Genomic DNA, 24,999 nt, shown 5'->3' with positions numbered 1-24,999 from the left:
GCGGATCGTTGCTCCCGCGACCGGGAGAGCGGATGACGTGATCTTCGAGGGGCCCGGAGGTTGGGTTCGAGTTCTTGTCATCGTCTGCCCTCGGGCCGTTGGTGAGGCCCTGGGGTTTGTCGGCGAGCCGGCAAACGATTCGCGGAACACCTATCCCTCGGATCGGCTGCGACGCCGCCCCATCGGTCGCCGACACCGACGTGCAGCCTTCGATTTCTCCCGCAGTCTCACCCTGCACCCGATCATGTTGTCGCAGATGGATAGTCGGCTATTCGCGAATCCTGGTGGTGTGACGCCACGTATTTGCATCGAAGCTATTCGCGAATGGACGACAACAGGGCAGGTCAGCGTCTTGCGCCCGGCCGAGCGTCTGCCCTGTCGATCATCCGAAATGCCGATGCGCATGCCCATCCGCCATATAACGGCGCTATTTGCGCGAGCGCACTGACGCTGCCCTGATTCGATGGATCCCGGCTGTCCGTTCAGACCTCCAGTGATCATTTTGTTATGCCGGTACTGTGCGAGTTCGCATGTGGCGCAGTATCGTCGGGCGCGGTGCGCAATAGTGGCCGCTCGATTGCTGTCTATTCATCAGAGCAGCAAGAGGCAGTCTCCCCCTGATGAAGTAGTGGAACTCGGTTGTTCCGAGGGCCCGAAAGGTTAGGAAAACAATGTTCCGTTATGCCCTGATCAAGACGAGTCGCGTCCTTGCAGTGAGTGCCCTGCCGTTAGCTGCGGCCGTCGTATTCGCCGGCGCGTCTTCCGCATCCGCGGGTCAGGCTGCTACTGCGCCGGCTCCAGCGGCACCGGTTGTTGCCCAGCCGATCGCCGGGCTCCCGTTGGAGGATGTCACCACCAACCCCGACGCGCAGTACCCCGATCCAGTGCTGAACGGCGCGGCTGCGGGCGCGGCGATCGGCTCCGCCACCGGTTCCTTCATCGACCCCGTGCCCACCCTTCTCGGCGCCCTGATCGGCGGGATCGTCGGCTCGGTCAACCCGGGCGTCATCCCCCAGGTGCTGCCCTGATCCCCTAGGACACAACCCTTTTCGTCGAGTCCGAGCAGCGCGCGCTGCTCGGACTCGACTCGTTCACCGACCCTGCACTCAGCTTGTCGCGGGGATAGAGACCGCGCTACCCGCGCACTAACGGTGAACCGGCTGTCTTCGTGGTTACTCGATGTGGCGGAACGGTCTCGGGGAAGATTCGTCGCACCACCACGGGCAACGAACGAGCCTCGACAGGCACGCCGCCTTCATGGTCTCGCGCATATGACAACTCAAACGGGCACTACTTTGCCGAATATCGTGCGCTCGTCACCCGGCCACTGATGTCGTACGGCCCAGTTCGGGTTCGATTCGGTGCGGGGTGTTCGCATCGGGGTAAATAGCATCGTGGTCCCGGCAACAGCACCCAGGCGCCGGCCATTGGCGAGTTCCGCTCTGTCGGCGGCGTGGCGTTATAGCGTCGCCGTGCCCGATTTCAGCGATGGGACGTGTCGTGGCGATTATGTGGACGCGTTTACTCCGCGCACGGGCATCGAATGTGACGAAGTCCGACGTGGAATGTGATGCAGGTCATTGCCCAGGAAGGCGTGGTTGGGCATCGTCATCAAATCGTTTTCGGAAAGAACCTGGTTGGAGATGCCTGAATGGCCGACCACAATTTTGCTTACGACCTGACGCTGGACGAGGCACGACGGCGCAGCGCCGTCGTCGCGGCGCTCGGTGACGACTGGGATCCGGTCGCGGTGCTCGCCGAGGAAGAGCTGGCGTACGACATGCTCTACTCGAATCTCGACGATGAGCAGCAGCGGATCTACGAGGAACTCGTCCAGGCCGGAATCCTGCCGGATCGGGCCACACGCCAGATTGCCGACTGATCTCACCGCCGAGCACGAACCATGACTGGTGTTCGGGTTGTTGCCTCCGGCGAGTCGTGACCTAGCTGCTCCGGCTCTCGGCTGAGTTCGTGGGCAGGGGATGCGCGGTCTTCAGTAGCCGCATACTGCACTGACCGAACGGGCCGGCGAGCGTGGTCGGCGGGTGCGGCGCTCGGCGGGTGCGGCGCACCCGCGCTCAGCGACAGATCTTGTCCGCGACATCGGCAGGCACGCCGATGTCGGTGCAGTGCAGCGCACTGCCGAGGTCCACAGGCTTCCAGCCTCCGTCGGCCGCCACGTAGTGGAACAAGACTTGGGCTCGGTTGACAGTATTGTTGTGGGTTCCCGTATGGGCCATCGCCCACTCCCCCGCACAGTCGATTCGATCCTCGAGTTCGATCGGCGTCGCCAACCGCGACTCGATGTCAGTGCCTCGCAACGCCTCGAGCAAAACTGCCTTGGTAACCGGGCACACTGGCGAGCTCGCTGAACTCGGATCGATCACCTCCGTCGGGAAGTCACGGTCCGGGGTGACCGCGCGATCGTCGGCGCCCAAGGTGAGAGTGACAATGACCGGCCCACCCGAGGGACAGCAGCTGGCGTCTTTACCCGTCAGCCAACGGTACTGGACCCCGACACTGCGATCGGACGAGCCGACCACCTGTGTATAAGCAGTCGACTTCTTGGTCGCGGTGCCCAGATAACCCGCGTGATTGAACAGCATCACGTGCCAGGGTGAGCTAGCGGTGCCGTGCGGAGTCCCAGCGAGCACCCAAAGTATCGCGGGACAGGCGCCCACGGAGGCGTCGGTGCCGCTGTCGGCGTAGAACCCGTCGCCGCCGACACCGGCACCGAGTGTGCCCAGCGCGGCCGTGACCACCGCCGACTTCAGATCGACGCATCTGCCGTTTCCGGCAGTAGCCGGAGCATTGTCACCAGCAGGCTGCGTGGCATCTGGTGATTGCTGACCGACGGGCGGCTGAGCGGATCCCGGCACGGCAACGGTAGCGGAGCCCGACACCGACGACCCCCCGGAAGTCTGCGTCGTCACGCCGTCCTGACATGCCGTCGCCAGCGCCACCGCCGCGGTCGCCACCATGATGGCGATAATCCTCTTCATCGAGTGCCCTTTCCCCTCTGTACTACAGAGCACTTCGGGTCTCGAATGAAAAACGTTGCGCCCCTTCTTTCATGGGCACGCGGTCGCCTGTCTGGCCGCCTACGACGTAGGCCGAGCGAAAGTCTTCGGACGCTGTGCGGGACGTACGGACGCGACCATTCAGCTATTGGGCGTGCGACTGGTGAAATCGAAGGAGCCGCCGTCGATGCCCCAGGAGATGATCCGTTCGGGATGGATCCGAATGATCGAGCGCTCCTGGGGCGGGAACGGCGGCTCCTGGTCGTCGAGCGCCTCGGCCGTGCCCCGCACCTCGATGCCGCGAATAACGTACGGCTCCAACGAGACCTGCTGGTCGACGACGAACGAAACCCGACTGCCCGCCTCGACGTTGCGGTACTTACGGCTGGCGTGCATACGCATACCGCCGATGTCGATGGTGCCGTCGGCATTCAGCCGATAGCTGGTCGGGTTGTTCTGCACAACGCCGTCAGGCGATACCGTAGCCAGCCGACCGATCCTGGCCTCCGCGAGAAACTGCTGCTCATTCGTAGTGAAAGTCACCAATGAAGCGTAGCGGGATGCGTCGGCAGCGAACCGCCATCCTTTGCTTCGGTCAGGATGAGGTGGCCTGTCCGTTCAAATGGAAGTCAGGCTCGCTCGATACTGTTGACTTGGGGTTTTTCGTGGGGCGGATGACGGGATTCGAACCTGTTCCGGCGCTTCACAAAAGCCCTGGCCAATCGCCTGAGCTAACCCAAATGTTGGGCCTCAACAGACCTTTCAGAACTTTTCAGTACGTTGCGGGACACCAAGCTACCATCTGTCTGGTGACATAATCACCACCCCTTTTGCCCGCTGCGATCTCCGGAGTGGTGACTACCCTATCGCCTGTGAGGGTGATGGGACCACCGGTTTTGCCAGGAGTATGGCAGGCGACACCGGCCTCCTTCCTTATCGATTGCCGCCTATCCGTGCAGCAGTCCCGACATCGCAGATACTGATGCGACTCTGACAACACTGGATACGGGGTTCCGCGCGGTCCGGTCTACCACTCGCTGCGAGCTATCCCGATCCGTCGCGCCCACAGGCGCATCAGCTTTTGCGCGTCGCGTCCACTACACACCCGTCCACGGCTCGTACCCGCTCGTCTGCCGGCGAAATACTCAGCGGTGACGACGAGGCTTTCGGGAATTGCGAGTTGCTGCGTGCGCCACCGGTGGAGGCGAACACGACGTGGTCGCGCAGGATCCACACGTCCGAACGCTCTTCCATCTGTCCAGATGCGTCGAGGGTCGTCGCGCCGAAGAACGTGAGACGACCGTCGATGATCACCGTGGCATTGGTGAGCCGGTAGCCATCCATGGTCAGGCCCGCTTGCACCTGCGCGACGACATTCTCCGACGCCGGCGCGCATCGCGGATCCGACAGAGACACCGGCGCAGCGGCCGGTGTGGTTGGCGGCGCGGTAGGGGCTGAGCTGCTTGTTGTACTCGCCGCAGTTGATTCCGAATCTTCGTCATCCAGGCCGAGCGCCTTTGAGATGAGCACGACGACGACTATCAGTGCGAACACACTGACAACGCTGGTGATCAGAGCGTGCACCAACGCATTGGCTTGCCCGCGTATGCCAAGGCGTTCGTCTGGTTCGATGGACATGGGAATCCTTTGTGCGATTGACGAATTGAGACTGCGCCGCGAGCACCTATTGCCCCTGCGCACGAGGCGCGGAAGCATCCTGTTCACGGCACGCCATGGCAACGTTAGCGCTATAGGAACCCGAGTAGCTCGCTGATCTTCACTCACGAAATCGTGCCACGGCGCGACCAGCAATGAAGCGCTACACCAAGTTTGGCCGGCGTGTGTCCTGCCTGCTCGTAGTGCCGGGGGAATGTGCTTGAACGTCCGAGACGGAAGTCGGGAAGGCTGTACTGATTCATCGAATCCGCGACCTACCGGTCGCGTGACCCTGGCGGTGGATCGCCTGCATTGTGTTCACGGGCACCTTGGTCGCCGACACGAACTGTCCCACGTGCCGCTACCTCGACCATCGCCTCGCCAACCCCAAGCCGGTGCGGGCCGGATGCCGAGCCGCCGCAGGCACGTTGCTGGTCAGGGATGAACTGGAACTCGTTGCGGGCAAGCGGGGCGCGACGAAACTAGGGTTTGGTTTGATGCCGCGTGGGCGATGCGTGCCCGGACCGCAGCGTGACGCTGCGCCGATCCGCGCGTCCACCGAGTACAAGGCACGCGCGGGCATCGTTGCAGACGGTCGAATCTGGTAGCGGCACAACCGAAGCCGGACAGCCTATGGGGTCATCGACGGTGCAGATGATCAGTTCTCGGCCACTGAGACTGCCGCCGAACATGCTCGTGCACATCGGAATCGACCCGGTCGGGCCGCTCCGCGCGGCCACGTGGATCCAGAGCCGCGGCTGCGATACCAAGCAACACCAGCACGACGATGACGGCCACGACAGATCCGCCGATCAACAACAACTGTTCCCTATTCCCTTGACAGGTGCGCGGCGCGAATACCGCCACCAGTGAGCTGATAGTCCTTGCGGCACAAATACTTCCATGCCGTACCTCCACAAAGCCGGGCCCCGCCACCGCGGTCAGCCATTCGAGCTCGGTCACCACGGGTCCCGGAATCCTGACCCCGCCTGAGCTGCAAACTGGATGCGGTGGTGCACATTGAGAGCAGGTGTTATCTGCATCATCTCCGTGGCGTCGATGATCGCAGCACATAACTCAGCACGGTCTTGCCGGGTTTTCGCGCGACTGGCGAAGAGCGCCTTGACCGGTTCGAGCATTACGCCAAGGGCACCTATGAAGGAATCTGTCTTGGCGGCGCCCGATGTCGAAGATTTGATGCGTTCGTCGACACCCGGGTTTGCAGTCATCGCTGCTCAATGGTTGATTGCGGAGATCGGGTCGGTGCGCGGTGGGATCGGGTAGGTCCGGAAGCCCGGCTGGGTGGGACGCGACCCGAGGCGTCCGGGTCAAGGACTTGACCTTGCCCATGGGGCAAGGCTCGAGCATGGTGGCATGAACGAGAAAACACAGCAGGAACTGATCGAATTCGTTTCCGGTGCGGCAGAGCAGCTGGGTGTGCCGGGTGTCGCCGTGGGGGTGTTGGCCGACGGCCGGGAAGGCTTCGCCTGCCATGGGGTGACGAGCATCGTCAACCCGCTGCCGGTCGATGCGGACACGATGTTCGTGGTGGGGTCGGTGAGTAAGACGTTCACCGCGACCGCGTTGATGCGGCTGGTCGCCCACGGCCGGGTGGAGTTGGATGCGCCTGTACGCCGCTATGTTCCGGAATTCGCCACTGCGGATGAAATCACCGTGTTGCAGCTGCTCAACCACACGGCCGGGCTGGAATGGAAGCTCGGCGTCGATCCCGGCGAAGGCGACGATGCTCTGGCGCGGCACGCGGCCGAACTCGCGGCCACGCCGCTGATCGCGGAGCCGGGAGGTCGAGCGTCCTACAGTCAGGCGGGGTTCAACCTGGCCGGACGCATCGTCGAGAACGTCACCGGGCTTACCTTCGAGCAAGCCGTCTCCTCGCTGTTGTTCGAGCCGATCGGGCTGGCACACAGCTGCTACGCGGTCAACGATGTGATGACTCGGCGGTTCGCGGTCGGCCACAACGCCGACGCCGACGGCAAGCTCACGGTGGCCCGGCAGTGGAAGGACAACCGCTCCAACAACCCCGGCGGCGGTGTGGCGACTTCGGTGAGTGATCTGCTGCGGTGGGCGAGGTTCCATCTCGGCGACGGCCGCGCCGAGTCCGGCGAGCACCTGTTGCCCTCCGAAGAGCTGCATCGGATGCGCAACCAGACCGTGGAACTGCGCGGGACCACCTTGGGAGATGCGTTCGGGATCTGCTGGTTCCTGCGCGACATCGACGGTGTCGCGACCATCGGGCACGGTGGATCGGGCAACGGCCAGTTCGCCGACCTGCTCCTGGTGCCCGAGCACGATTTCGCTGTCACCGTGGTGTCCAACGCCGGCCCCGACGCCGGACTCGCATTCAACCGAGCCGTGGTCACCTGGGCGCTGGAACACTACCTCGGGGTGGTCGAACGCGACCCGGAACCGCTGCCCTACGACCAGGCGCGGGCAGCAGAGATCGTCGGGCACTACGAGAACGAGATGATGCGGCTCACCCTCGACAGCGACGGGACAGGACTGACGATCGCCTGCGCCATCAAACCGGAGTTCCGCGCCGCCACCGATACCGAACTGCCGCCCGACCTGCCACCGGCTACCCTCGGCCTGCTGCCCGGCGACACCGGCGACTACATCGTCACCGACGGAGGCCTGGTCGGACAGCGCGGGTTCTTCACCCGTGACCAGGACGGCGTCGTCACCGGGATCGATCTCGCAGGCCGGCTGTTCGCCCGGACGTGAAACCAGCCGCAGCCGACCGGTGCATTGGTGAAAGGGAACGCGCATGATCACCATCGGACAGCTCGCGCGGTATGCGGGCGTGACGACCAAAGCCGTGCGCGTCTACCACGACCGCGGCCTGCTCCCCGAGCCCGAGCGAGACTCTTCCGGCTACCGCCGCTACCGCGCCGAAGACGCCGTCCAACTGGTCAAGATCAAGACACTGGCACGGGCAGGCGTCCCCCTGGCGCGAGTCAAACAACTGCTCGCCGCGAGCACCGGCGAGTTCACCGCAGCGATCAGCGAGATCGACCACCAACTCGCCGAACGCGCCCAAGAGATCCGCCGCACCCGTGAGCAGATCGCCGAACTCGGTCGCGGCGACGGCCTGTTCGTGTCCACCGACGTCGCCGAATACCTGCACCGCCTACGGCAACTCGGCGTCAGCGAGCGTGCGGTCCGGATGGAACGCGACATCTGGATCCTGCTGCAATCGGTGGCCCCCGAGCAGGCCTCGGACTGGATCACCGACAAGTTCGACTCCATCGACGATCCGCAATTCCGGGCCATATACCTCGACTACGACGCAGCGTTCGACTGGCCGACCGACGACCGGCGCCTGCCGGACCTAGCCGACCGTACCCAGCGGTGGATGGCAGACCGGCGCACCGGGGCAGGCTGGACCACCCCGGAGCTGGACCCCGCACTGATTCGCCTGGTCAACGACGCGGTCGGGATCACCTCACCCGCCTGGCAACAGCTGGCACACCTCGCGCACAAGGCAGCCGCCGAATAGCACCTCTGCCTCGGCACCGGGTAGCCCGCAGGTAGGTGCCGCGAAGATCCCGCGACTGAGGAAACCTGCCCGGTTCGAGGGCATAGCTGTGCGGCCTTGAACCGGCCCTTTTCGATGGACACCGAGGGCGCTCGCGCACAGCGTTCGCCCTTGCGGTCCGGTTCTAATAAAAACGACCTGCGACACGAAGAGCCACCGATGAGCGCCGCCACCGAAATCATTGCGCCGCAACCCGATGGCCCCTGCCACGATGGTGTCCCCGAATCCCCGCCAAACAGGTTGGGGATCTCGGGACGTTTCATCCACTCCGAAGACCCCGGTGGAAACGCGATGTCATCGGGGGCGCCACCGATCACCGAGAGCTGGTTGGCGTTGGTCGAGCCAACCAGCCGGTAGCAGAATCATCCGTATTGAGCGGGGTCCCAGGTACGGGTCGGCTTGTTGGTGATGATGAACCGCAATGCCTTGATCATGATGTCACCTCCTTCCTGGGGCTCGGTCCGGCGCGGACAGGGCTTGTGGGGTACCGCCGCAGGGTGAACGGCCTGGGGATCGCGGCATTGGTCACGATCGGGCGGGTATCACCGCCGCCGATGACGCGCAGAGAGGTGTTCTCGATGAGGGTGGTGGCTGCATCGGTGACCAGATCGTGGGCGACCGCGGCGCCGGCGCAGGTGAAGGGGCCGGAACTGAAGGGCACAAATGGGCCGTGTTCGCTCGGTCGAATCCAGCGGTCGGGTTGGAATGCCCCTGGTCTGGTCCAGTGTTCGTTGTCGTGATGGAGCAGATAGGGGCTGACCGACAGCAGGTCGCCGGTCTGGAAGGCGATCCCCCCGAACTCGGCGGGATAGGGGACGGGACGGCTGACCATCCAGGAGACCGGCCGGTGCCGCAGGGCCTCACGTACCACCCAGTCGACGGGCCAAGGCCATGGTGAGCCGGGAGAGTGGAGACTACCCAGCAGCACCGACCACGCGAGCGAGTAGCCCAGCGGTCCCACAATGGACCGGAACATCAGCACATACAGCTGCGCCACCGTTGTATCGGCGACGCCGTCGGGACAGGCACCGATCACGGCATCGAGCAGATCCCGTGGTTCGGCTTCCGCAGTGCGGCCGGTGGCGCTGCGCCGGTCCCGGATCTGCTGGTTCAGCGCGGTGGACAGCTTGGCGCGCAGCAGCTGCGCCCGCGCCCGCTGCGCCATTCGGGCCGGGCGAAGCGCGCCCACGCGTGCATTTCGCTCCAGTAACCGTCGCAACTCGGGAGAACCATCGGGGTGCAGCAACAGGTCCGCGGTGCACCGATACACCAGCTCGACCCCCGCTGCGGGCCAGCGAGTGACGGAGGGCATTTCGATCACCGCCGCCGCCAAGCACTCGCGATACTCGGGCGTATGCGTCCGCAGAATCGCGCGCACCGCGCGGCCGAAATCGACTTGAGCAGACCGCGAAGGCAGCATAGAACCGAAGAATCCGGACTTCCCCGCATTGAAAGCGCGGTCACTCAACACCGTCAGCGCCAGACCCGTATCGCCGACACACCACCCGCCCCACGGCAGCCCGAACACCTCTACCGGGCTGGTCCGGCGCAGATTCTCGAGGAAACCCAACGGATCACGCCGGAATCGGCGCATCTCTGCAAAACCCATCGGACGGTCCTCTCATAGAGAGGGTGAGCGATTCATCAGATGTTTCGAGCGGATTTATCCACTGGCTGTGCGTACAAACGCAAACCACGCATATCTCGACTAATTTTACAAGCGAGGCCGTGGAGGTCGACCACGAGGCGAGTACCCCGGCACCGCCGGGACCTATCGAACACTGTGCCAGCAGTGATATCGGTTCACGATCACGCGACCGCCGGCAACCGGTCATTGAGGTCTAACCGGTGCAAACCTGATCCCCCTCGGCGAGGGTTCCCGTTGCCAGGCGCGCGTACATGAACATGTCGCGGCGTCGATTGCCGACCTTCTGCCACGATCTGAGGAGCCCTTCGCATTCGAAACCGGCTCTCTCCGCAGTGCGGATCGAAGCGCGGTTCCAAGGTTCCACATAGAGCTGGAGCCGTGGGATATGCAGCTCTTCCAGTGCCCAGGTAGCCATTGCCGCCAGAGCATGCGCGGCGACGCCATGGCCGCGGGCAGAGCCGACCACCCAGTAGCCGACCGATGCGCGGCCTTCGTCGATGTCCTTCAACCACAGGTCGATACTTCCCAGTGGTGTGTCGTCCCGTCGCCGGACGATCACCATCGGGTATCCGGTTCGATCGGTCGCTCGTTGCCGCTGGCGTTCGACAAACCGCGTTGCGTCCTCGCGCGAGAAGGTCGCCGGCACCGTGGTTATAGGAATCAGGTCGTCGGCAGAGGCTTCCCTAACAAGCTCGAGGTCTGCCGCAGACAACGACCACGGGCGGAGTTCCAAGTCTGCGGTGGCTCTCAGATGCGGTATTTGCAGAGCATCGTCCATTGTCAGCCTCCCCACAATATGCACAGGCTATCGGCCCGGCGTCACCGTTACCACTTCCATTTCCGAGTACCGCAGGCACACGCCGACCCCCGCAATTCGATCGCCTCCGGCAGGCATCGGCCGGTTCACCGCGCGATCGAGGACGGAGCCGAGCCGGAAAACTGGGCAGGTCGGCGACTACCCGTCCCGAAGGTAGTACCGAACTGCTCGGGCTGAAAGGCGCTACTTCGATCCGGGACGCAAAGGTCACTGGCCCGCGTCTGGCCAGATTTCTACCCCTCGGAATCAGCTACATCGCCTTCCCTATTGCTCGCCGACACCGAGGGGACGCCTTGGACGTCACACCTGCGATGGTCGCACCCTGCATCCAATCACGTTGTCGCAGATGGATCCGGCGCTAAGCCAGTACCGCAGATAATGCGGCCACGGGCCAATACAAACCGGTGGTTCAGCAGCGGTTTGCGAAAAATCTTCGCGGACAGCGATGACTCCTGCGACGGTGCTCCGTCCTATCTGTTGAACGCGCTACCAACCCGGCGCGACCGACCAGAAGGACCAAAAATGACCACCGCCAACCCCTCCGCCAACCTCTCCAACGACATCACATCCGACCGTCCCGGCAAGGTCCGCAACCGCGCCCTGTGGACGCTGCAGATCCTGCTCGGCCTGTTCTTCATCATCGCCTCCGGCGGGCCGAAGCTCGTTATGCCCAACGCCCTGACCGACAACGCCCCCGAGAATCTGACCATCCCCCTCGGGCTGCTCGTCTTCATCGGAGTTGCGGAGGTCGCGGGCGGTGTCGGCCTGATGGTGCCCAGGCTCAGTGCCCTGGCTGCCGCGGGTCTGTCGGTTCTCACCGTGCTCGCCGCCGGGACGCAGGCTTTCATCGCCGACAAGCCCCTGATGGGGATCTTCCCACTGGTGCTCGCCGCGATCTTCGCCTGGATCGCCTACGAGCGCCGCGCCACCATCACCGATCTGCGCGACTCGCTCTCGCGATGACAAATCCATACCCACGACTGGCGATCGGTGGTCCACCCACCGATCGCCGGTCGTGCGTTCTCGCCATCGATCGCCCGTCGGGTTGGCGGCGATCGATCCAGCGGCCATCTGGTCCGCGGCGCCCAGCCGGGCGCCGCGGACCAGGTGTCCGTTGTCGCGTCCGGGCGTAAAACGACTCACCGACGCCGTGCGCCACGCCGCGCCGATAGTGCGTCCTAGGAAGCCATCGGGCGCGCGACAGGATGACCCGGCGATCCGCGCACGAACGCTGCGGCGCTACGCGTTGAGCCTGCAACGATTTCCGATAGCCAAACCTCCGAGCTGGACCCAGAGACCGGATCCGGTTCCGGTGACATGCTGCGTCCGCATCTGCGCCCAGCGGAGGTCCGGCGCAGCCTGACTTCCCAGAAGACTTGGGCGAACGACTTTCACCGCCAGCTGATCACAGCGTTGGCGGAGCCGATGCCACCGGATCCGGCGTGGCTTGCATGGCTACCGCTGTACGAGTCTCGGTGAGATCCGGCAGGTATTTGTAGATCGTCGATCGCGAGACGCCGAGCAGTCGGGCGACCGAGGACACCGTCTCTTCAGGTGCCGGTCATGACGGATCGTGGCGGCCGCGGAGCCGGTCGCGTTCGGCGGTGAGCGCGGCATTGGTGTCGCGCAGTGCGGTGTTGGTGTCCTCGAGGTCCAGGATGCGTGCGATCGCGGCGAGGTTGATCCCCTGCCCGGCCAGGGCGGCGATGCGCGCGAGCCGCGCCAAGTCGTCGTCGCTGTAGCGGCGGGTACCGCCCGCGCTGCGGGCTGGCGTGAGCAGCCCGTGTTCCTCGTAGAGGCGCAGCGAGTGCGCCCCCATCCCGGCCAGCTCGGCGGCCACCGAGATCCCGTACACCGCCTGCCCCGGGCCAGGCCGATGACCGGAGCCGAGTCCGGGCGGGTGGTCGTGGCGATCAGGCAGCATCTACATTCCTCTCTTGCTCCTTCCAGATTACCTCAGCATGGTTCTTGCACTCTCTTCAGTCGAGTGCTAAAAAATATCTAAGCCAGATGACAGAGATTATCTGAGTTCCCTTCAAGTGAGAATGGAGTAAGTGGAGGTGGCGACCATGCTGATGCGCACCGATCCGTTCCGGGATCTGGATCGACTGACCCAGCAGATATTCGGCACGCCGGCGCGTCCGGTGGTGATGCCGATGGATGCCTGGCGCGAAGGCGATGAGTTCTTCGCCGAACTCGACCTGCCCGGCATCGACCCGGAATCCCTCGACCTGGACATCGAACGCAACGTGATCACCGTGCGCGCCTCGCGTCCGCAGCTGGACCCCGAACGGTCGATGATCGCTGCGGAACGCACCCGCGGGGTGTTCAGCCGTCAGTTGTTCCTGGGGGAGAATCTCGACACCGACGCCATCCGCGCCGACTACCGCGACGGGGTGCTGCGCCTGGTCATCCCGGTCGCGGAGAAAGCCAAGCCCCGCAAGATCGAGATCAGCCGCCACCACGACGAGCACCAGGCGATCAACGCCTGATCCCCGCGGTATCACGGGAGGTCCTGTGATGATGCCGATGGTGTGCGCGACCGGTCACTCGACGACCGGGGCCACGAACGAGCTGTCGTGGCCCGATGCCCGGCTGCTGGCGTTGGACCCCGATCTCGAGGAGTTGTTCGCCGAGCTCGACGAGGTCCTGTGTCAGGCCTGGGACCGGTGGCGGTCCCTACCGCCGCGCCAGCGTCGCGAGCCCGGGTCTGGGTCCGGGCCGGGCACGTGGCGGCCACGCAGGCGGGCCGCCCGGTGTCCGGGACGCCGACCGGCCGCAGGGCAGGGCCGCCAGCGCGGCCCGCCCCTGCGGGTGTGCCAGGCGGTCTCGATGCGGTACCCGATGACGAGACAGAGCGAGGTGATGCCCGTAGAAGACACTGAAGACCGCACGAAACGTTCTCGCACAGAAGTATTCTCGCGACAATCGGGCCGGCGACCCGAGCTCGATGCCCGCTCACCGATACAGGCGCGTCAGGACCCCCCTCTCCGGCGCGTGCACAGCCACAGTGGTGGCATCAGCAGGCAGGGCACGGGTCCGCCGCCCGTGCGGGAACATCCACAGAAGTTCATGTTCAGACTCTTCCCGTCCACGGGTGGGCCCGGTCAGCACGAAGGCTTCCGGGCTCATCCGGCCCTTTCGCCCGGGTCGACCACACGATGACGTTCAAGGAAGGGATCGCCGTGACCAGCACCTGGACCACCGTCAACCCGGCAGGCAGCGACTTCGATCGCGCCGGGCAGAACGTTCCCGTCCACGACAGCGACCGCGACATCGGCCTGGACACCACCGCGCTACAGCCACCAGCCGAAACGGTGCGCGCCGCGGTCGATCCCGCCGACCTCACCGACCGTATCGACCAAGCCTGGATCACCCCACTGGACCTCGATGACAACTACGACTACAGCCCCGCCGAATGACCACCCCACCCCTCGGGGCATCACCCCATCCGACACCGCACGGTGCGACCCGCACACCGACGGCGGGGAAGAACCGCCGCGCTGGCACCACGGCCAGGTCGCCTGGTTCAACACCGAGAAGGGTTTCGGGTTCCTGACTCCCGACACCGGTCCCGCAGTATTCGTCGACTACCAGGCGATCGACCTCCCCGGGTTCAAGACCCTCGTCGCCGGGCAGCCGGTGGTATTCACCATCACCGACACCCCACGCGGCCCCGAAACCACCCACGTCGTGCCCTACACCCGCGCACACACCACCCCGCACATCTCGCAACGCCCCTGCGCTCCCGGTATTCGACCGCACCGGCGGCGCTGCCGTCGCAGCAAGCCGTAACCCCTGACACCGCACCCCCGCATCATCCGGTAACCGCCACAAGGACCATCGTGATCGCACCATCACATACCCCCGCCACAGCGAACCACACCCCGACCATGCACCATACGCCCACGCCCGCAACCGATCTCGGCGACACATCGGCAGTACACTGGCCCGACCCCAGCCCCCTGGACCACTGGTGGACCGGGGTCATGGACGGTGCCCTGACCCCGGTCACCGCACCCTCGGCCGGAGTATGAAGATCCATGCTCACCTTGCTCGCACTGCTGGTTGCCGTTCCCCCGCTCGCTGCGCTCGCTGGCTGGGCGTGCGTGGCAGCCGCCTGCTGGCACGAAATCCGCACCCGCTACCGGCAGCCACCACCCGACCAGTCCGCCGCCCGCACCCTGGCACCGGCACTGCGGTGACCACCGCCTCCACACGGACCGGGAATCGAAACCGGACCCGCCCAGCCATGCCGAGGACAACGGATTCGGCACATCACCCTGTTCCGTTAGCCGATCGGCCACCGGAACACCCACGCCCCCAGTACATGCCGAATCAACTCGAGGCCCGAGCCGCATTGCGGCTCGGGCCAGTTCAAGATTCCGGGGCCATCACACAGTGGCCTTCGGCACCCTCCACCCACCGGGGTGCTGTTGCTGGTGTGGACCAAGCTCATCACCGGGCCGGTCGAGGTCGAAGCGCTCGAGGGTTTCCAGCGGAACCGTGACGGTACGAATACCGCGCGAGGACTTGGGCTTTCCCAGCTTCATCTCACCGCCGACGTACTTCCACGCCTTGTTGATCCGGACATCGCCGGTCCGCTTGTCGATGTCGCGGATCTGGATGGCGGTGACCTCGCTGGGCCGCGCCATCGAGACTCTGGTGTTTTCGTGGAGCGGATGACGGGATTCGAACCCATTGGGACGCTTCACAAAAGCACTGGTCAATTGCCTGAGCTAACCCAAATGTTGGGCCTCAACAGACCTTTCAGAACTCTTCAGTACGTTGCGATGCACCAAGCTACCACCTGGCTGGTGACATAGTCACCAGCCCTTTGCCCGCTGCGATATCCGGGATAAGGGAATCGCGTCCGGTATTGCGGTTACGTTCTGCGGTTTCGTTTTCGGAGCGGTCATGCTGTGGCCGCGCCGGATTCCGAAGGGCCACAGCGTCGACGAGATCGCACAACGCATAGCCCGCGAACGCAAGGCGAGCTCTCACCTGAAACCGGCTTCTAGGGGTAGGGGGCCTGATTCGGCTAGCACCGGTCGGTTCGAGCGGGTTCGCCCACGGGCGGGCGAATCCTTGGGCAGAGGTGGTGTTCATCGATGAATGTGGATGAGGGTCGGCCGCCTGCCGTAGGTGTGATCGGGACGGATCTCGCAGGGACGCGCCGCGACCACTACGAGCTGAATATGCACGGGCTGGCTCGGCGCCACAATTTCGAACTGCCCGAAATTTTGCCACTCACCGACGAAACTGCTTGCCCCACAGCAGATCTCGCTCTAACGATGCTCCGGAATCCCGAAACACCGAACGCGTCCGTTTCCGGTTCGGGAGGCGGGGCGCGTTGTCTACCCGGACAGACCGATTAGTTTGCGCTCGTGGCGATCAGTGAGGAGACCTAGCCCATCTCGTCAAGGCGGGGTCGATGTTTTCGAGGTGTTAGAGATCAGCGTCGCTGGTGACCCCGAGATCGCATTCGTCGAGGCGATTGGCGATCCCCGGCCCAGGATCTACCCGATTTCGACGCCCATCCCCTATCCGGTGTCTGCCGACTCGCCGACCGAGGCGGATTGATTTCCCGGAATCCGCTGCTGTTAAACATTTCCCCTGTCAGGATGATCGAGCACGCGACGACTCCTGTCGGGGGAGAGCCGCCTATGAGAGCCCGATCCGGGTCGCGTCACCACACGTCGCAGGGGAATACATTGAGCTACCAACAACCGCCGCCGCATCCTCCGTATGGTCAACCGCCACGTCCTCCGATGCCGACGAAACAGAAGTCGACGCCGGCATGGGTGTGGATCGCCGCGGTTATCGGTGGGTTGCTGGTGTTGGGCCTCATCGGTAGTGCCCTCGGCGGCACTTCGAAGGACGCCGCTGGAATCACCACTACCCAACGAGCGGCACCAGTCGCCTCCGCCGCACCGGCCGTGACTGCGTTCGCCACGACCACAACCACAGTGGCACCGGCGAGCGACCTAACTATCCCGAACGTGGTTGGCAAGAACGGCGCGGTCGCGGCCGACGAACTGAAGAAAGCCGGGTTCACCAATGTCACCTACGGGTCGGCGACACCCGGCGTTGAAGTTGTGTTGATGCTGTCGAACTGGACCGTGCGCGCAGTAGAACCCGGCGCGGGTACCGTCGTCGCGTCAAACTCGGCGGTCGTGCTGACGATGACGAAGAACAACCGGTGACCGGCCGATGGTGATCGACCGCGAAATGCGGAGCCCGTTGCCGCAAAAGCTTCCGCTGCCAGGATGGTCGAGCATGCGACGACTCCTGTCAGGGAAGCACAGCCCACCGCGCCGAGCAGGTCGCGGCACTTAGCAGGGGAAACATTGAGACATCAACTCATCGCGGCCGTCGTGACATTCGCCGGCGCTGTTCTGGCGTTCGCTCTCACTATCGGCCTCGCATCACCCGCCTCGGCCACACCGCAGGCGCCGGTACCCGAACCGGTTGCTGTCGCGGTCGAACCGAACGCGCCCACACCGGCCGAGCCAATCGGGATTTGCATGATGCCGGGCGACACGATCGAACTGCGTGCCGGGATCGGCGCTGTGCTTGGCGCGCTCGCCGGACTCCCGATATTCATTATCGGCGCGATACCCGGCGCTCTGATCGGCGCCGGATTCGGGGCGCTGTCCCACATCATCGCGTCATGGTCGATGCAGCAGATGGGCGGTTGCAATCCGTGACCCCGGTTCGAGTCTGAAATGACAAGACACCCCCGACCCGCATACTTGGTCGGGGCGTCTTTGCGTTCGGGTTGGCTGCCTCTGTGTCGTAGGCGATCTTGGCTAGCTGTTGCGGTCGACGCGTCAATCGGTGCTGCCCAGTGGTTTCGTCCGTCTCCGACGCGGAGATGTTGTCGGTGTCGTCAAAATCGAAGCCGGTCTAGATATGTGCTCGCCGGTGGGGACAAGTGTGGTCGCGCAAGTCGAGACACCGGACGCGAGGGGCTTCGCGCCATTGATACGCACCCGAATCAGAGCAACGTCACGCGGATATCTGGTTTGGTCTGTTCGGCGGCTTTGGCGAGCCGGGCATCGAAGGTTATGAGCGGAGCGTCGTGTAGGACAGCGACCGCCAGGTAGGCCGCGTCGTATACCGAGACGTTGTGGCGCATCGCCCAGACCGTATGCAACAGAGAGACATCGGTTCCTACGTAGACGATCTGCATAGCGGCGAGCGCTCGGAACGCGGCATCGGCGTCGTCGGCGGTCAAGTGATTGCCGAGCACGGCCTTGCGGAGGGTGCGCAGCACCTCCAATGGCATGTGCGCGGGAGCGACCCAGTCGTCGTCGGCGAGCATCGCCGCTCGCGCGGTGTTGCCCTGAGTCGCAGGGCTCGACAAGGCCATAACCATGACGTTCGCGTCGACGACGATCACTCGTCGTCCTCGCGGCCGCCACGAATCTCCTCGACGACATCCTCAGCGCCCATACCGAGGCTGCGGTGCCCTGTCAAGCTCTCGAGCAGATGCTTGTTTCGCTCGGCACGCAACTCTCGTTCCAGCAGGGCACGTAGGTACACCTGAGTGGACTGACCGCGGGCTGCGGCGCGTGCGGCGATAGCGTCCCGCACCTCCTCGGGCACGTCCTTGATTTGAATCGCAACGACCATATCTACAGTCTACATGCGCATGCCATGCGCATGTAGACGATTGCCCCTTTGCCGACACCGGATCGTTTACCGCCGTCCACCTACATCGGTGGATCGACGCCGAATTCAGGCGAGGCATCGCTGGGGCGAACAGTCTCACCGAGGTTTGTCGGCGGCGAAGCACGGCTGGGTTCGAATGTCTTGCCGGGCCAGCCGTGTGCCGGCCACGATGTCGGCGTGGAGGTGCTCTTTCGCAGCCGCGTTCATGCCGAGTGCCGGATGCTGTGAAGAGACTTGCCCGACCGATCGTTCAATACCCAGAAGGACCACCCGTTGCGGTTGGAGCTGACGGTCGGCTTGTAGTGCGCCACCACGGCCCCGGCCGCTCCGGTCGGTGTGTTTTGAAGCTCCGTCCGTCGAGCGGTCCCGATGTGATGTCGATCCGGGTGGTGTCGCGGTCGTAGGAGCTCGGAACCAGATTCGGAGTCACGATTCGTATAGGACGAATTTGCCGACGCGGGTGGGGTCGCGTTGGTCGATTAGGCTTGTCTGCAACTTCAGCGGTGGCCGGAATGAGCAATCCAATCCGATACCACCCTCAGCGGTAGAAACGATGGCGCGGCACACTGGATGGCCGTGGAACGCTTCCCCGGCGAGCTCGAGTCCCTCCGTGCCGACAACGCCCGCCTGCGGCGGTTGCTCGACCTCACCGAAAACCAGGCGCGCGCAGCCAATCCGGACCAGACCGCAGTGTCGACCCCGGTCGACATGCGCTCTGCTCCGGAAGCCAAGGTCAGGTTCTACCTCGACTTGTTCCGTTGCCGCCCTGATATTTACGCGATTCGCTGGGAGAACCGCCAGGACGGTCGATCGGGCTGGATGCCCGCGATCCGGGGACGTTGGCGCACCGGCATGTCACGATCGGAAGCGTCGTACCTGCCGCTCACCGACGAGGTCGTCGCCGCCCATCTGCGCGGAGCGCACCATATCGGCTTGTATCCGCTGGGCGACGACGACACCTGCTGGTGGGTCGCCGCGGACTTCGACAAAGACACCGCGATGCTCGACGCCTTGGCATACCTCAAAGCAGCCCGCACCAAGGACATCCCCGCAGCACTCGAGGTCTCACAATCCGGCCGAGGTGCGCATGTGTGGATCTTCTTCGCACAGGCCACCGCCGCTGCCCTAGCTCGACAGATCGCCACCGGCCTGCTCGCCGAGGCGATCCAGCTGCGCGGCAGCATGAATCTGTCCAGCTACGACCGACTGTTCCCGTCGCAGGACACGCACACCGGCCGCGGCATGGGCAATCTCATCGCCGCACCATTAAATGGAACCAGACGCCAGCACGGCACCACCTTGTTCCTGGATCCGGCCACTCTCGAACCTTTCGAGGACCAGTGGGCCTACCTCTCGAGCATCCCGCGACTGTCACCGAAACAAGTTGCCGCACTTGCCAACATGTCGCCAGAACCAAAAGTCGGACACGATGTTCGGCGCCTGCAGCTGCCGACCTCTTCGCGGATCATGCCACGCCCGGCAGCCGTAGTGCGCGCAACATTCGCAGCCAGACTCCAACTGACCGCCGCTGATCTGGGCCCCGCCATGATTTCGGCGGTCAAGCACGCCGCGTCCATCCCGAACCCCGAGTTCTACACCCGCCAGCGCACCCGCCGAAGCACCTGGGACACACCACGATACCTGCGCAGCTACGACGAAACCCTCGACGGCGACCTCGCCCTCCCCCGCGGACTATTGCCCTTACTCACCACACTGGTCGAATCCGCCGACAGCACACTGCGCATCGAAGACAACCGACTCGAAGGCGACCCACAGTCGTTCCATTGCTCGGCGGAACTGCGCCCCGAACAGCGAGCCGCGGTACACGACATCGAGGTCGACGACACGTGTGTAATTGTCGCACCACCCGGTACCGGCAAAACCGTCATCGCCTGCGCCGCAATCGCTTCCCGGGCCACGACCACATTGATCCTCGTCGACCGCAAAGCCCTCGCGGACCAATGGCGGGCCCGGATCGCTGACCATCTCGGATTCAAGTGTGGACAAATCGGCGGCGGCCGATCCAAGACCACCGGCGCCATCGACATCGCCCTACTCCCCACCCTGGCACGCCGCACCAACGTAGCCGAACTCACCAACAGCTACGGATTCGTCATCGTCGACGAATGCCACCACATCGCCGCATCCGCCTTCACCGAAGTCCTCAACCAAATCCCAGCCCGATACTGGCTCGGACTCACGGCCACCCCCTACCGGCGCGACCAACTCGACGACCTGATCTACCACCAACTCGGCTCACGTACCCACACCGTCGACAGTCCCGCGGCAGGACAACTACCGACCAACAGTGAAACGCCTGCACCCCACCCCGTGCTCGAGATTCATCCGACGCAATTCGCCTACAACGGCGACGCCGATCCGTCCCAACCGGGCGGAATGGCCGAAATCTATCGGGCGCTGGTCGCCGACGAAGACCGCCTACAGCAGATCACCACCGACATCCAGACCGCGCACCACGGCGGCGCACAAATACTGGTACTCACCACCTGGGTCAACCACCTCGAAGCGATCACCGACCACCTCACCGACGCAGGCTGCCACGACATCATCGTGCTCCGCGGCGGCATGAAAGCCCGCGACCGCCAAGCAATTACGGAAACGATCCGCACCCGCCAAGCCGATGGATCACCACTGCTACTCGTCGGCACCGGCTCATTCATCGGCGAAGGCTTCGACTGCCCCGCCCTCGACACCCTCTTCCTCGCATCCCCTATCTCATTCAAAGGACGCCTCGTCCAATACGTCGGGCGCATCACCCGACCACATCCCAACAAGGCCACCGCCACCGTCCACGACTACCACGACGTCCATACCCCGGTGCTCGCATCATCACTACAGAAACGCGCCCCCGGCTACGTCACCCTCGGATTCCCCGACCCGCGCAAACCCCACAACTGGAATACGGTCACAATGTCGCCGACAGCAACTACATGAGCCATACACACCCAAGCCGGGCGACGGAATTCGCTGAATGGCCGCGGTGAGATCTCTCAGTGGGCCGAGGTCAGTTCATGCAGCGACACGAGCAAGTCACGGTCACGGTTGAAGCCGCGTTCGGTGATCAGACGGACGGCGCTCTCAGCCTGCGCATGTCATCCTGGGAGGCCGCCGCCAGCCGGCCATGCAGATCTGCGAGATCCTGTGGGCGCGAAACATCGTCTCGGGCCAACAGTTTGAGCGCGATGAGGTGGCAGTAGTCGCGACCGGCAGCGTCAACCCGGGCACGATATCGAGGTTCTCTGCGGACTGCACGATCTCGGACTCAATTCCCGAACTGGCGAACAGGATGTCGACCAGGGACCGACACGCCATCGGTACACCGGATCGGTGTACCGCAGTCCACCTACGTCGGTGGATCGATGCCCGATTCAGTCGAGGCATCGCTGGGGCGAACAGTCTCACCGAGGTTTGTTGGCGGCGAAGCACGGCTGGGTTCGGATGGCTGGCCCGGCCAGCCGTGTGTCGGCCACGATGTCGGCGTGGAGCTGCTCTTTCGCAGCCGCGTTCATGCTGAGTGCCGGATGCTTTGTCTTTCAAAGGCGCCTCGTCCAATACGTCGGACGCATCACCCGACCCACCCCGGCAAGACCGCCGCCACCATGCACGACTACCACGACGTACTGACCCGGTCATCGCATCCTCGCTACCGAACGCGCACTCGGATACACCTCCGTAGGGTTCCCGACCCCCGACGCAAACGCCGCAACTCACATCGGCAAGGACAGCCGCCGAACACGGCCGATAATGTAGATTGTATCTACATAGATCTTGTCTACATAGAATTGGATTACATAAGGGGCTCCGGTGGCAGCATCAGGTTTCGTCGGCCGAAATACCGAGCTAGGACTTCTGAGGACTCGCTTGCAGCGTGTCGCGGAATCCCGCCGAGGTGTAGCCGTTGCGATCAGAGGGCGGCGACAGGTCGGAAAATCGCGACTGGTTCAGGAGTTCTGCAACGCGGAGCAAGTACCGTATCTGTACTTCACCGCCACGAAGGGTATGCCGGTATCCGAATCGCTGGCGACGTTTCTCGCGGAATTGAAAAGATCGGGGATCGCAGCGAATCCCGAGACCCTCCCCGAGACAATCGGCGGCTGGCCCGACGCCTTCCGGCTGCTGGCCACCACGCTCGGCGATACGCCGACAACTGTCGTAATCGACGAATTACCTTGGCTGGCTGAACAAGACATGGTTTTCGATGGCGCGTTGCAAACGGCGTGGGACCGGTTGCTGCAGCAACGCCCGGTTTTGCTGCTACTCCTGGGTAGTGACATCCATATGATGGAACGCCTCACCGCCTACGACCGCCCGTTCTACGGGCGAGCAGACAACCTCGTCCTCGATCCGCTCAACCCGGCCGAAGTCGGTCGTGCTCTCGGCCTCGACGCCGCTGAGAGCATCGACGCGCATTTGATCACCGGCGGGCTGCCAGGCATCTTGCGTAGCTGGCCGCATGGGCTGTCGCCGCTCGAGTTCGTGCGACGCGAATGCGACGATCCTGCTGCGCCGCTGTTCGGAGTACCCGAGGCCACTCTCCTCGCCGAGTTCCCCGCACCCGACCAAGCGCGACGCGTACTCGAAGCGATCGGAAGCGGGGAACGCACCCACGCCACCATCGCGGCTTCGGCGGGCAGCCGCAGTGGCGCATTGCCTTCCGGGACGTTATCGCCTCTACTTCATCGACTCTCGGTAGAAAAGCAGGTGCTCTCGGTAGACCAGCCACTGTCGATCAAACCCGGGAAACCGGCACTCTACCGAGTCGCTGACAGCAACCTGCGGCTCTACCTCGCAACCCTGCGCTCGGTTCAGGACCTGGTCCGGCGAGGACGAGTCGCCACAGCCTACGAGTTGTTCGCTCGACGCTGGACCTCCTGGCGCGGCAAAGCCGTCGAACCCCTCGTGCGAGATGCGCTCGAACTGACAGCGCTCGCGGGAGAACTGCCCTGGAAAGACATCACCGCGGTCGGCGGCTGGTGGAACCGCGCCTTCAACCCAGAGATAGACCTCATCGGCACCGACCGCTCCCCCGTTGCCAATCGAGTGATCTTCGCCGGATCGATCAAATGGCTCGGCACCCCATTCGACCACCACGACCTAGCCGAACTCACTCGCGGGGTCGCCAGTGTTCCAGGCTTCGTCCCGCACGAAACAGCATTGGTCGCAGTGTCCTTAGCCGATATCGAGCGCACCCTCGCCGACACCATCGACCTGGTATGGAACGCCGCTGACGTGCTCTCCGCATGGAGTTGAGGAAGCCGCCACAACGTTTGCCAGCAACCTGTCGACCAGATCACTCAGCTGTCGCCAAGTCCTATCATCGACGTTCGGGCTACGTTTCATCCGACAAAGGCTGTGCCGCAACGAACCGGAACTTCTTTAGGCGGGGTCCAGACCTGGAGAACCCCACCATGAAATCCCGGCATAGGCGCCGTCCGGAGGCGCGGTGGTGTGCCCGAGAACCAGGTGGTGACCGCCGTGGTGACGCGGCACGAAGTCGAGGCTGCCTGAATGGTCGATGACCAGGACTTATGCGGGCGGACCTAGGAGGATTCGAACCCTGGTCCGGCGCTTCACGATTCGGCTGGTCAATAGCCTGAGCTAGCCCAAATGTTGGGCCTCAACAGACCTTTCAGAACTTTTCAGTACGTTACGAGTCACCAAGCTACCACCGTTCTGGTGACACCGTCACCGCGGCCTTTGTCCGCAGTGATCTTGGAATGGTGACGGCGTCACCACCCCTCACCGGGTGACGGGAAGTCTCCCGCGCCGGATCACGGGACTGGCTTGGTCGCTGCAATCGGCGTGGTGAACGGCTTGGTTGCTGCACACGCCGAACACTTTGCGACTAAGGCGCTCCGGGGCAACTTCGGCCACATCGTCGCCAAGGCCTACGCAGGCCACGCCGACACCCACACCAACGGAGCAACCACCATCTACACCCGCGCCGGAATCGAAGAATGCGCACTGGCGCTCGCAGTCATGACGGTGGCGCCGCCCCGGCCGAGGCGGCGCCACCATTCCCCGCGCAGAAGCCAAGGTGTTGACGAAACCGAGCTCAAACCTGATCGAAGCGACCCGGCTCAGTAGAACTTCTGCTTCTCACTTCTGGCACAACAGGATTCGGCGCTCTGCAATCATCTTCGCTTCCACACTCCTGACAGCATGAATAGCGAGTGGCTATCTTCTGTTGAACACGCTGTGCCGCATCGGATTCGGCTGGATTCAGCTGAAAATAAGGAGCAAATACGGAGTTCCGTACGATCCTCAACGTCAAGGTGCGAGGCATCGCGGCTGCGTCCCCAGGGCGATCTGGACCTGAGGTCTCTGGGTTACGGCCCGATTCGGCGTGCTGGGCGCAAGCCCGTGGATGACCTGGGTATAGAGCTCAACCCGTGCCACGGAACACGGTGGACGTCTACACCCTCAAAACAACTCGCGGATTCTGCTGACCCGAGCGGTCAAACTGCGAAAGGCAGATGAGTGCTACACACTCTACGGGGGCATGAGTGCTCTCAGATGGATATGTTTTGAGCTGCTCGCCAGTAAGACGGTGCCATCAGGCTGAGGAGCGAAGACGACCGCATTTACCCCGCCGGTATGACCG

Annotated in this window: 26 protein-coding genes; 15 read left to right on the top strand and 11 right to left on the bottom strand. The window is 63.8% G+C overall.

The features are described from left to right. Positions 1-671: 671 nt before the first annotated feature. Complete coding sequence (locus ACIBW7_RS02910; RefSeq protein ID WP_397043456.1) at positions 672-1,028, top strand: hypothetical protein; 357 nt, start codon at positions 672-674, stop codon at positions 1,026-1,028. A gap of 623 nt (positions 1,029-1,651) precedes the next feature. After that, on the top strand, positions 1,652-1,882 hold the full coding sequence (locus ACIBW7_RS02905; RefSeq protein WP_397043454.1) for a DUF6400 family protein: 231 nt from the start codon (positions 1,652-1,654) through the stop codon (positions 1,880-1,882). A 196-nt stretch (positions 1,883-2,078) separates the two neighbouring features. Here ACIBW7_RS02905 and ACIBW7_RS02900 read toward each other — a convergent pair whose 3' ends face one another. The 4 genes from ACIBW7_RS02900 to ACIBW7_RS02885 form a co-directional block, all read right to left on the bottom strand. Further along, on the bottom strand, positions 2,079-3,002 hold the full coding sequence (locus ACIBW7_RS02900) for an LppP/LprE family lipoprotein (protein WP_397043452.1): 924 nt from the start codon (positions 3,000-3,002) through the stop codon (positions 2,079-2,081). A gap of 159 nt (positions 3,003-3,161) precedes the next feature. Further along, positions 3,162-3,563, bottom strand: coding sequence for a PPOX class F420-dependent oxidoreductase (locus ACIBW7_RS02895; protein WP_397043451.1), 402 nt, complete (start codon positions 3,561-3,563; stop codon positions 3,162-3,164). A 531-nt stretch (positions 3,564-4,094) separates the two neighbouring features. Then, a complete protein-coding gene (locus ACIBW7_RS02890) occupies positions 4,095-4,658 on the bottom strand; it encodes a hypothetical protein (RefSeq protein ID WP_397043448.1) in 564 nt (187 codons plus the stop codon). A 977-nt stretch (positions 4,659-5,635) separates the two neighbouring features. Further along, on the bottom strand, positions 5,636-5,905 hold the full coding sequence (locus tag ACIBW7_RS02885) for a hypothetical protein (protein ID WP_397043446.1): 270 nt from the start codon (positions 5,903-5,905) through the stop codon (positions 5,636-5,638). A gap of 145 nt (positions 5,906-6,050) precedes the next feature. Between ACIBW7_RS02885 and ACIBW7_RS02880 the strand changes: the two genes are divergently transcribed. Both ACIBW7_RS02880 and ACIBW7_RS02875 read left to right on the top strand, forming a co-directional pair. After that, positions 6,051-7,418 carry a serine hydrolase domain-containing protein gene (locus ACIBW7_RS02880; RefSeq protein ID WP_397043444.1) on the top strand — a complete coding sequence of 456 codons (1,368 nt, stop codon included), beginning with the start codon at positions 6,051-6,053 and terminating at the stop codon, positions 7,416-7,418. A 43-nt stretch (positions 7,419-7,461) separates the two neighbouring features. After that, the gene (locus ACIBW7_RS02875; RefSeq protein WP_397043442.1) at positions 7,462-8,193 is read left to right on the top strand and encodes a MerR family transcriptional regulator; all 732 of its coding nucleotides are present in this window, start codon (positions 7,462-7,464) and stop codon (positions 8,191-8,193) included. A 469-nt stretch (positions 8,194-8,662) separates the two neighbouring features. Here ACIBW7_RS02875 and ACIBW7_RS02870 read toward each other — a convergent pair whose 3' ends face one another. Together ACIBW7_RS02870 and ACIBW7_RS02865 are read right to left on the bottom strand one after the other, a co-directional pair. Then, positions 8,663-9,841 (bottom strand): cytochrome P450, encoded by a 1,179-nt coding sequence (locus tag ACIBW7_RS02870; RefSeq protein ID WP_397043440.1) that lies wholly within the window; start codon positions 9,839-9,841, stop codon positions 8,663-8,665. A 232-nt stretch (positions 9,842-10,073) separates the two neighbouring features. After that, positions 10,074-10,658, bottom strand: a complete 585-nt coding sequence (locus ACIBW7_RS02865) for a GNAT family N-acetyltransferase (protein ID WP_397043438.1) — start codon at positions 10,656-10,658, stop codon at positions 10,074-10,076. A gap of 561 nt (positions 10,659-11,219) precedes the next feature. Between ACIBW7_RS02865 and ACIBW7_RS02860 the strand changes: the two genes are divergently transcribed. Beyond that, on the top strand, positions 11,220-11,660 hold the full coding sequence (locus tag ACIBW7_RS02860) for a DoxX family protein (RefSeq protein WP_397043436.1): 441 nt from the start codon (positions 11,220-11,222) through the stop codon (positions 11,658-11,660). Between the two features lie 442 nt (positions 11,661-12,102). Here ACIBW7_RS02860 and ACIBW7_RS02855 read toward each other — a convergent pair whose 3' ends face one another. Further along, on the bottom strand, positions 12,103-12,240 hold the full coding sequence (locus ACIBW7_RS02855; protein ID WP_397043434.1) for a helix-turn-helix domain-containing protein: 138 nt from the start codon (positions 12,238-12,240) through the stop codon (positions 12,103-12,105). An 18-nt stretch (positions 12,241-12,258) separates the two neighbouring features. Further along, complete coding sequence (locus ACIBW7_RS02850) at positions 12,259-12,621, bottom strand: MerR family transcriptional regulator (protein ID WP_397043432.1); 363 nt, start codon at positions 12,619-12,621, stop codon at positions 12,259-12,261. Positions 12,622-12,766: 145 nt separating this feature from the next. Between ACIBW7_RS02850 and ACIBW7_RS02845 the strand changes: the two genes are divergently transcribed. The 5 genes from ACIBW7_RS02845 to ACIBW7_RS02825 all read left to right on the top strand — a co-directional run bounded on the left by ACIBW7_RS02845 (position 12,767) and on the right by ACIBW7_RS02825 (position 14,902). Then, positions 12,767-13,189, top strand: a complete 423-nt coding sequence (locus tag ACIBW7_RS02845) for an Hsp20/alpha crystallin family protein (RefSeq protein ID WP_397044152.1) — start codon at positions 12,767-12,769, stop codon at positions 13,187-13,189. A 693-nt stretch (positions 13,190-13,882) separates the two neighbouring features. Next, positions 13,883-14,119 carry a hypothetical protein gene (locus tag ACIBW7_RS02840; RefSeq protein WP_357484693.1) on the top strand — a complete coding sequence of 79 codons (237 nt, stop codon included), beginning with the start codon at positions 13,883-13,885 and terminating at the stop codon, positions 14,117-14,119. Beyond that, positions 14,088-14,492, top strand: a complete 405-nt coding sequence (locus tag ACIBW7_RS02835) for a cold-shock protein (RefSeq protein WP_397043430.1) — start codon at positions 14,088-14,090, stop codon at positions 14,490-14,492. Before ACIBW7_RS02840 ends, ACIBW7_RS02835 begins: the two co-directional genes overlap by 32 nt. 50 nt (positions 14,493-14,542) lie before the next feature. Further along, positions 14,543-14,734, top strand: a complete 192-nt coding sequence (locus ACIBW7_RS02830) for a hypothetical protein (RefSeq protein ID WP_397043428.1) — start codon at positions 14,543-14,545, stop codon at positions 14,732-14,734. A gap of 6 nt (positions 14,735-14,740) precedes the next feature. After that, the gene (locus tag ACIBW7_RS02825) at positions 14,741-14,902 is read left to right on the top strand and encodes a hypothetical protein (protein ID WP_397043427.1); all 162 of its coding nucleotides are present in this window, start codon (positions 14,741-14,743) and stop codon (positions 14,900-14,902) included. Between the two features lie 189 nt (positions 14,903-15,091). Here ACIBW7_RS02825 and ACIBW7_RS02820 read toward each other — a convergent pair whose 3' ends face one another. Beyond that, complete coding sequence (locus tag ACIBW7_RS02820; protein ID WP_397043425.1) at positions 15,092-15,352, bottom strand: hypothetical protein; 261 nt, start codon at positions 15,350-15,352, stop codon at positions 15,092-15,094. A gap of 1,116 nt (positions 15,353-16,468) precedes the next feature. Here ACIBW7_RS02820 and ACIBW7_RS02815 point away from each other — a divergent pair. Both ACIBW7_RS02815 and ACIBW7_RS02810 read left to right on the top strand, forming a co-directional pair. Beyond that, positions 16,469-16,903, top strand: a complete 435-nt coding sequence (locus ACIBW7_RS02815) for a PASTA domain-containing protein (RefSeq protein WP_397043423.1) — start codon at positions 16,469-16,471, stop codon at positions 16,901-16,903. A 324-nt stretch (positions 16,904-17,227) separates the two neighbouring features. Beyond that, positions 17,228-17,407, top strand: a complete 180-nt coding sequence (locus ACIBW7_RS02810) for a hypothetical protein (RefSeq protein WP_397043421.1) — start codon at positions 17,228-17,230, stop codon at positions 17,405-17,407. A gap of 290 nt (positions 17,408-17,697) precedes the next feature. Here ACIBW7_RS02810 and ACIBW7_RS02805 read toward each other — a convergent pair whose 3' ends face one another. Both ACIBW7_RS02805 and ACIBW7_RS02800 read right to left on the bottom strand, forming a co-directional pair. Then, complete coding sequence (locus ACIBW7_RS02805) at positions 17,698-18,102, bottom strand: type II toxin-antitoxin system VapC family toxin (RefSeq protein ID WP_397043420.1); 405 nt, start codon at positions 18,100-18,102, stop codon at positions 17,698-17,700. Further along, positions 18,099-18,335 (bottom strand): FitA-like ribbon-helix-helix domain-containing protein, encoded by a 237-nt coding sequence (locus ACIBW7_RS02800; protein WP_397043418.1) that lies wholly within the window; start codon positions 18,333-18,335, stop codon positions 18,099-18,101. The genes ACIBW7_RS02805 and ACIBW7_RS02800 overlap by 4 nt, the downstream gene beginning before the upstream one ends. Positions 18,336-18,950: 615 nt before the next feature. Here ACIBW7_RS02800 and ACIBW7_RS02795 point away from each other — a divergent pair. The 3 genes from ACIBW7_RS02795 (at position 18,951) to ACIBW7_RS02785 (ending at position 24,482) form a co-directional block, all read left to right on the top strand. After that, on the top strand, positions 18,951-21,329 hold the full coding sequence (locus ACIBW7_RS02795; RefSeq protein ID WP_397043415.1) for a TOTE conflict system archaeo-eukaryotic primase domain-containing protein: 2,379 nt from the start codon (positions 18,951-18,953) through the stop codon (positions 21,327-21,329). A gap of 870 nt (positions 21,330-22,199) precedes the next feature. After that, positions 22,200-23,645 (top strand): ATP-binding protein, encoded by a 1,446-nt coding sequence (locus tag ACIBW7_RS02790; RefSeq protein WP_397043413.1) that lies wholly within the window; start codon positions 22,200-22,202, stop codon positions 23,643-23,645. A 534-nt stretch (positions 23,646-24,179) separates the two neighbouring features. Then, positions 24,180-24,482 carry a hypothetical protein gene (locus tag ACIBW7_RS02785; protein ID WP_397043411.1) on the top strand — a complete coding sequence of 101 codons (303 nt, stop codon included), beginning with the start codon at positions 24,180-24,182 and terminating at the stop codon, positions 24,480-24,482. Positions 24,483-24,999: the final 517 nt, after the last annotated feature.

It is taken from the genome of Nocardia sp. NPDC049526 (assembly GCF_044465765.1).
Classification (GTDB): Bacteria; Actinomycetota; Actinomycetes; order Mycobacteriales; family Mycobacteriaceae; genus Nocardia.
The sequence above is the reverse complement of the archived record's forward strand: the minus strand, read 5'-3'. Positions and strand labels throughout refer to the sequence as shown.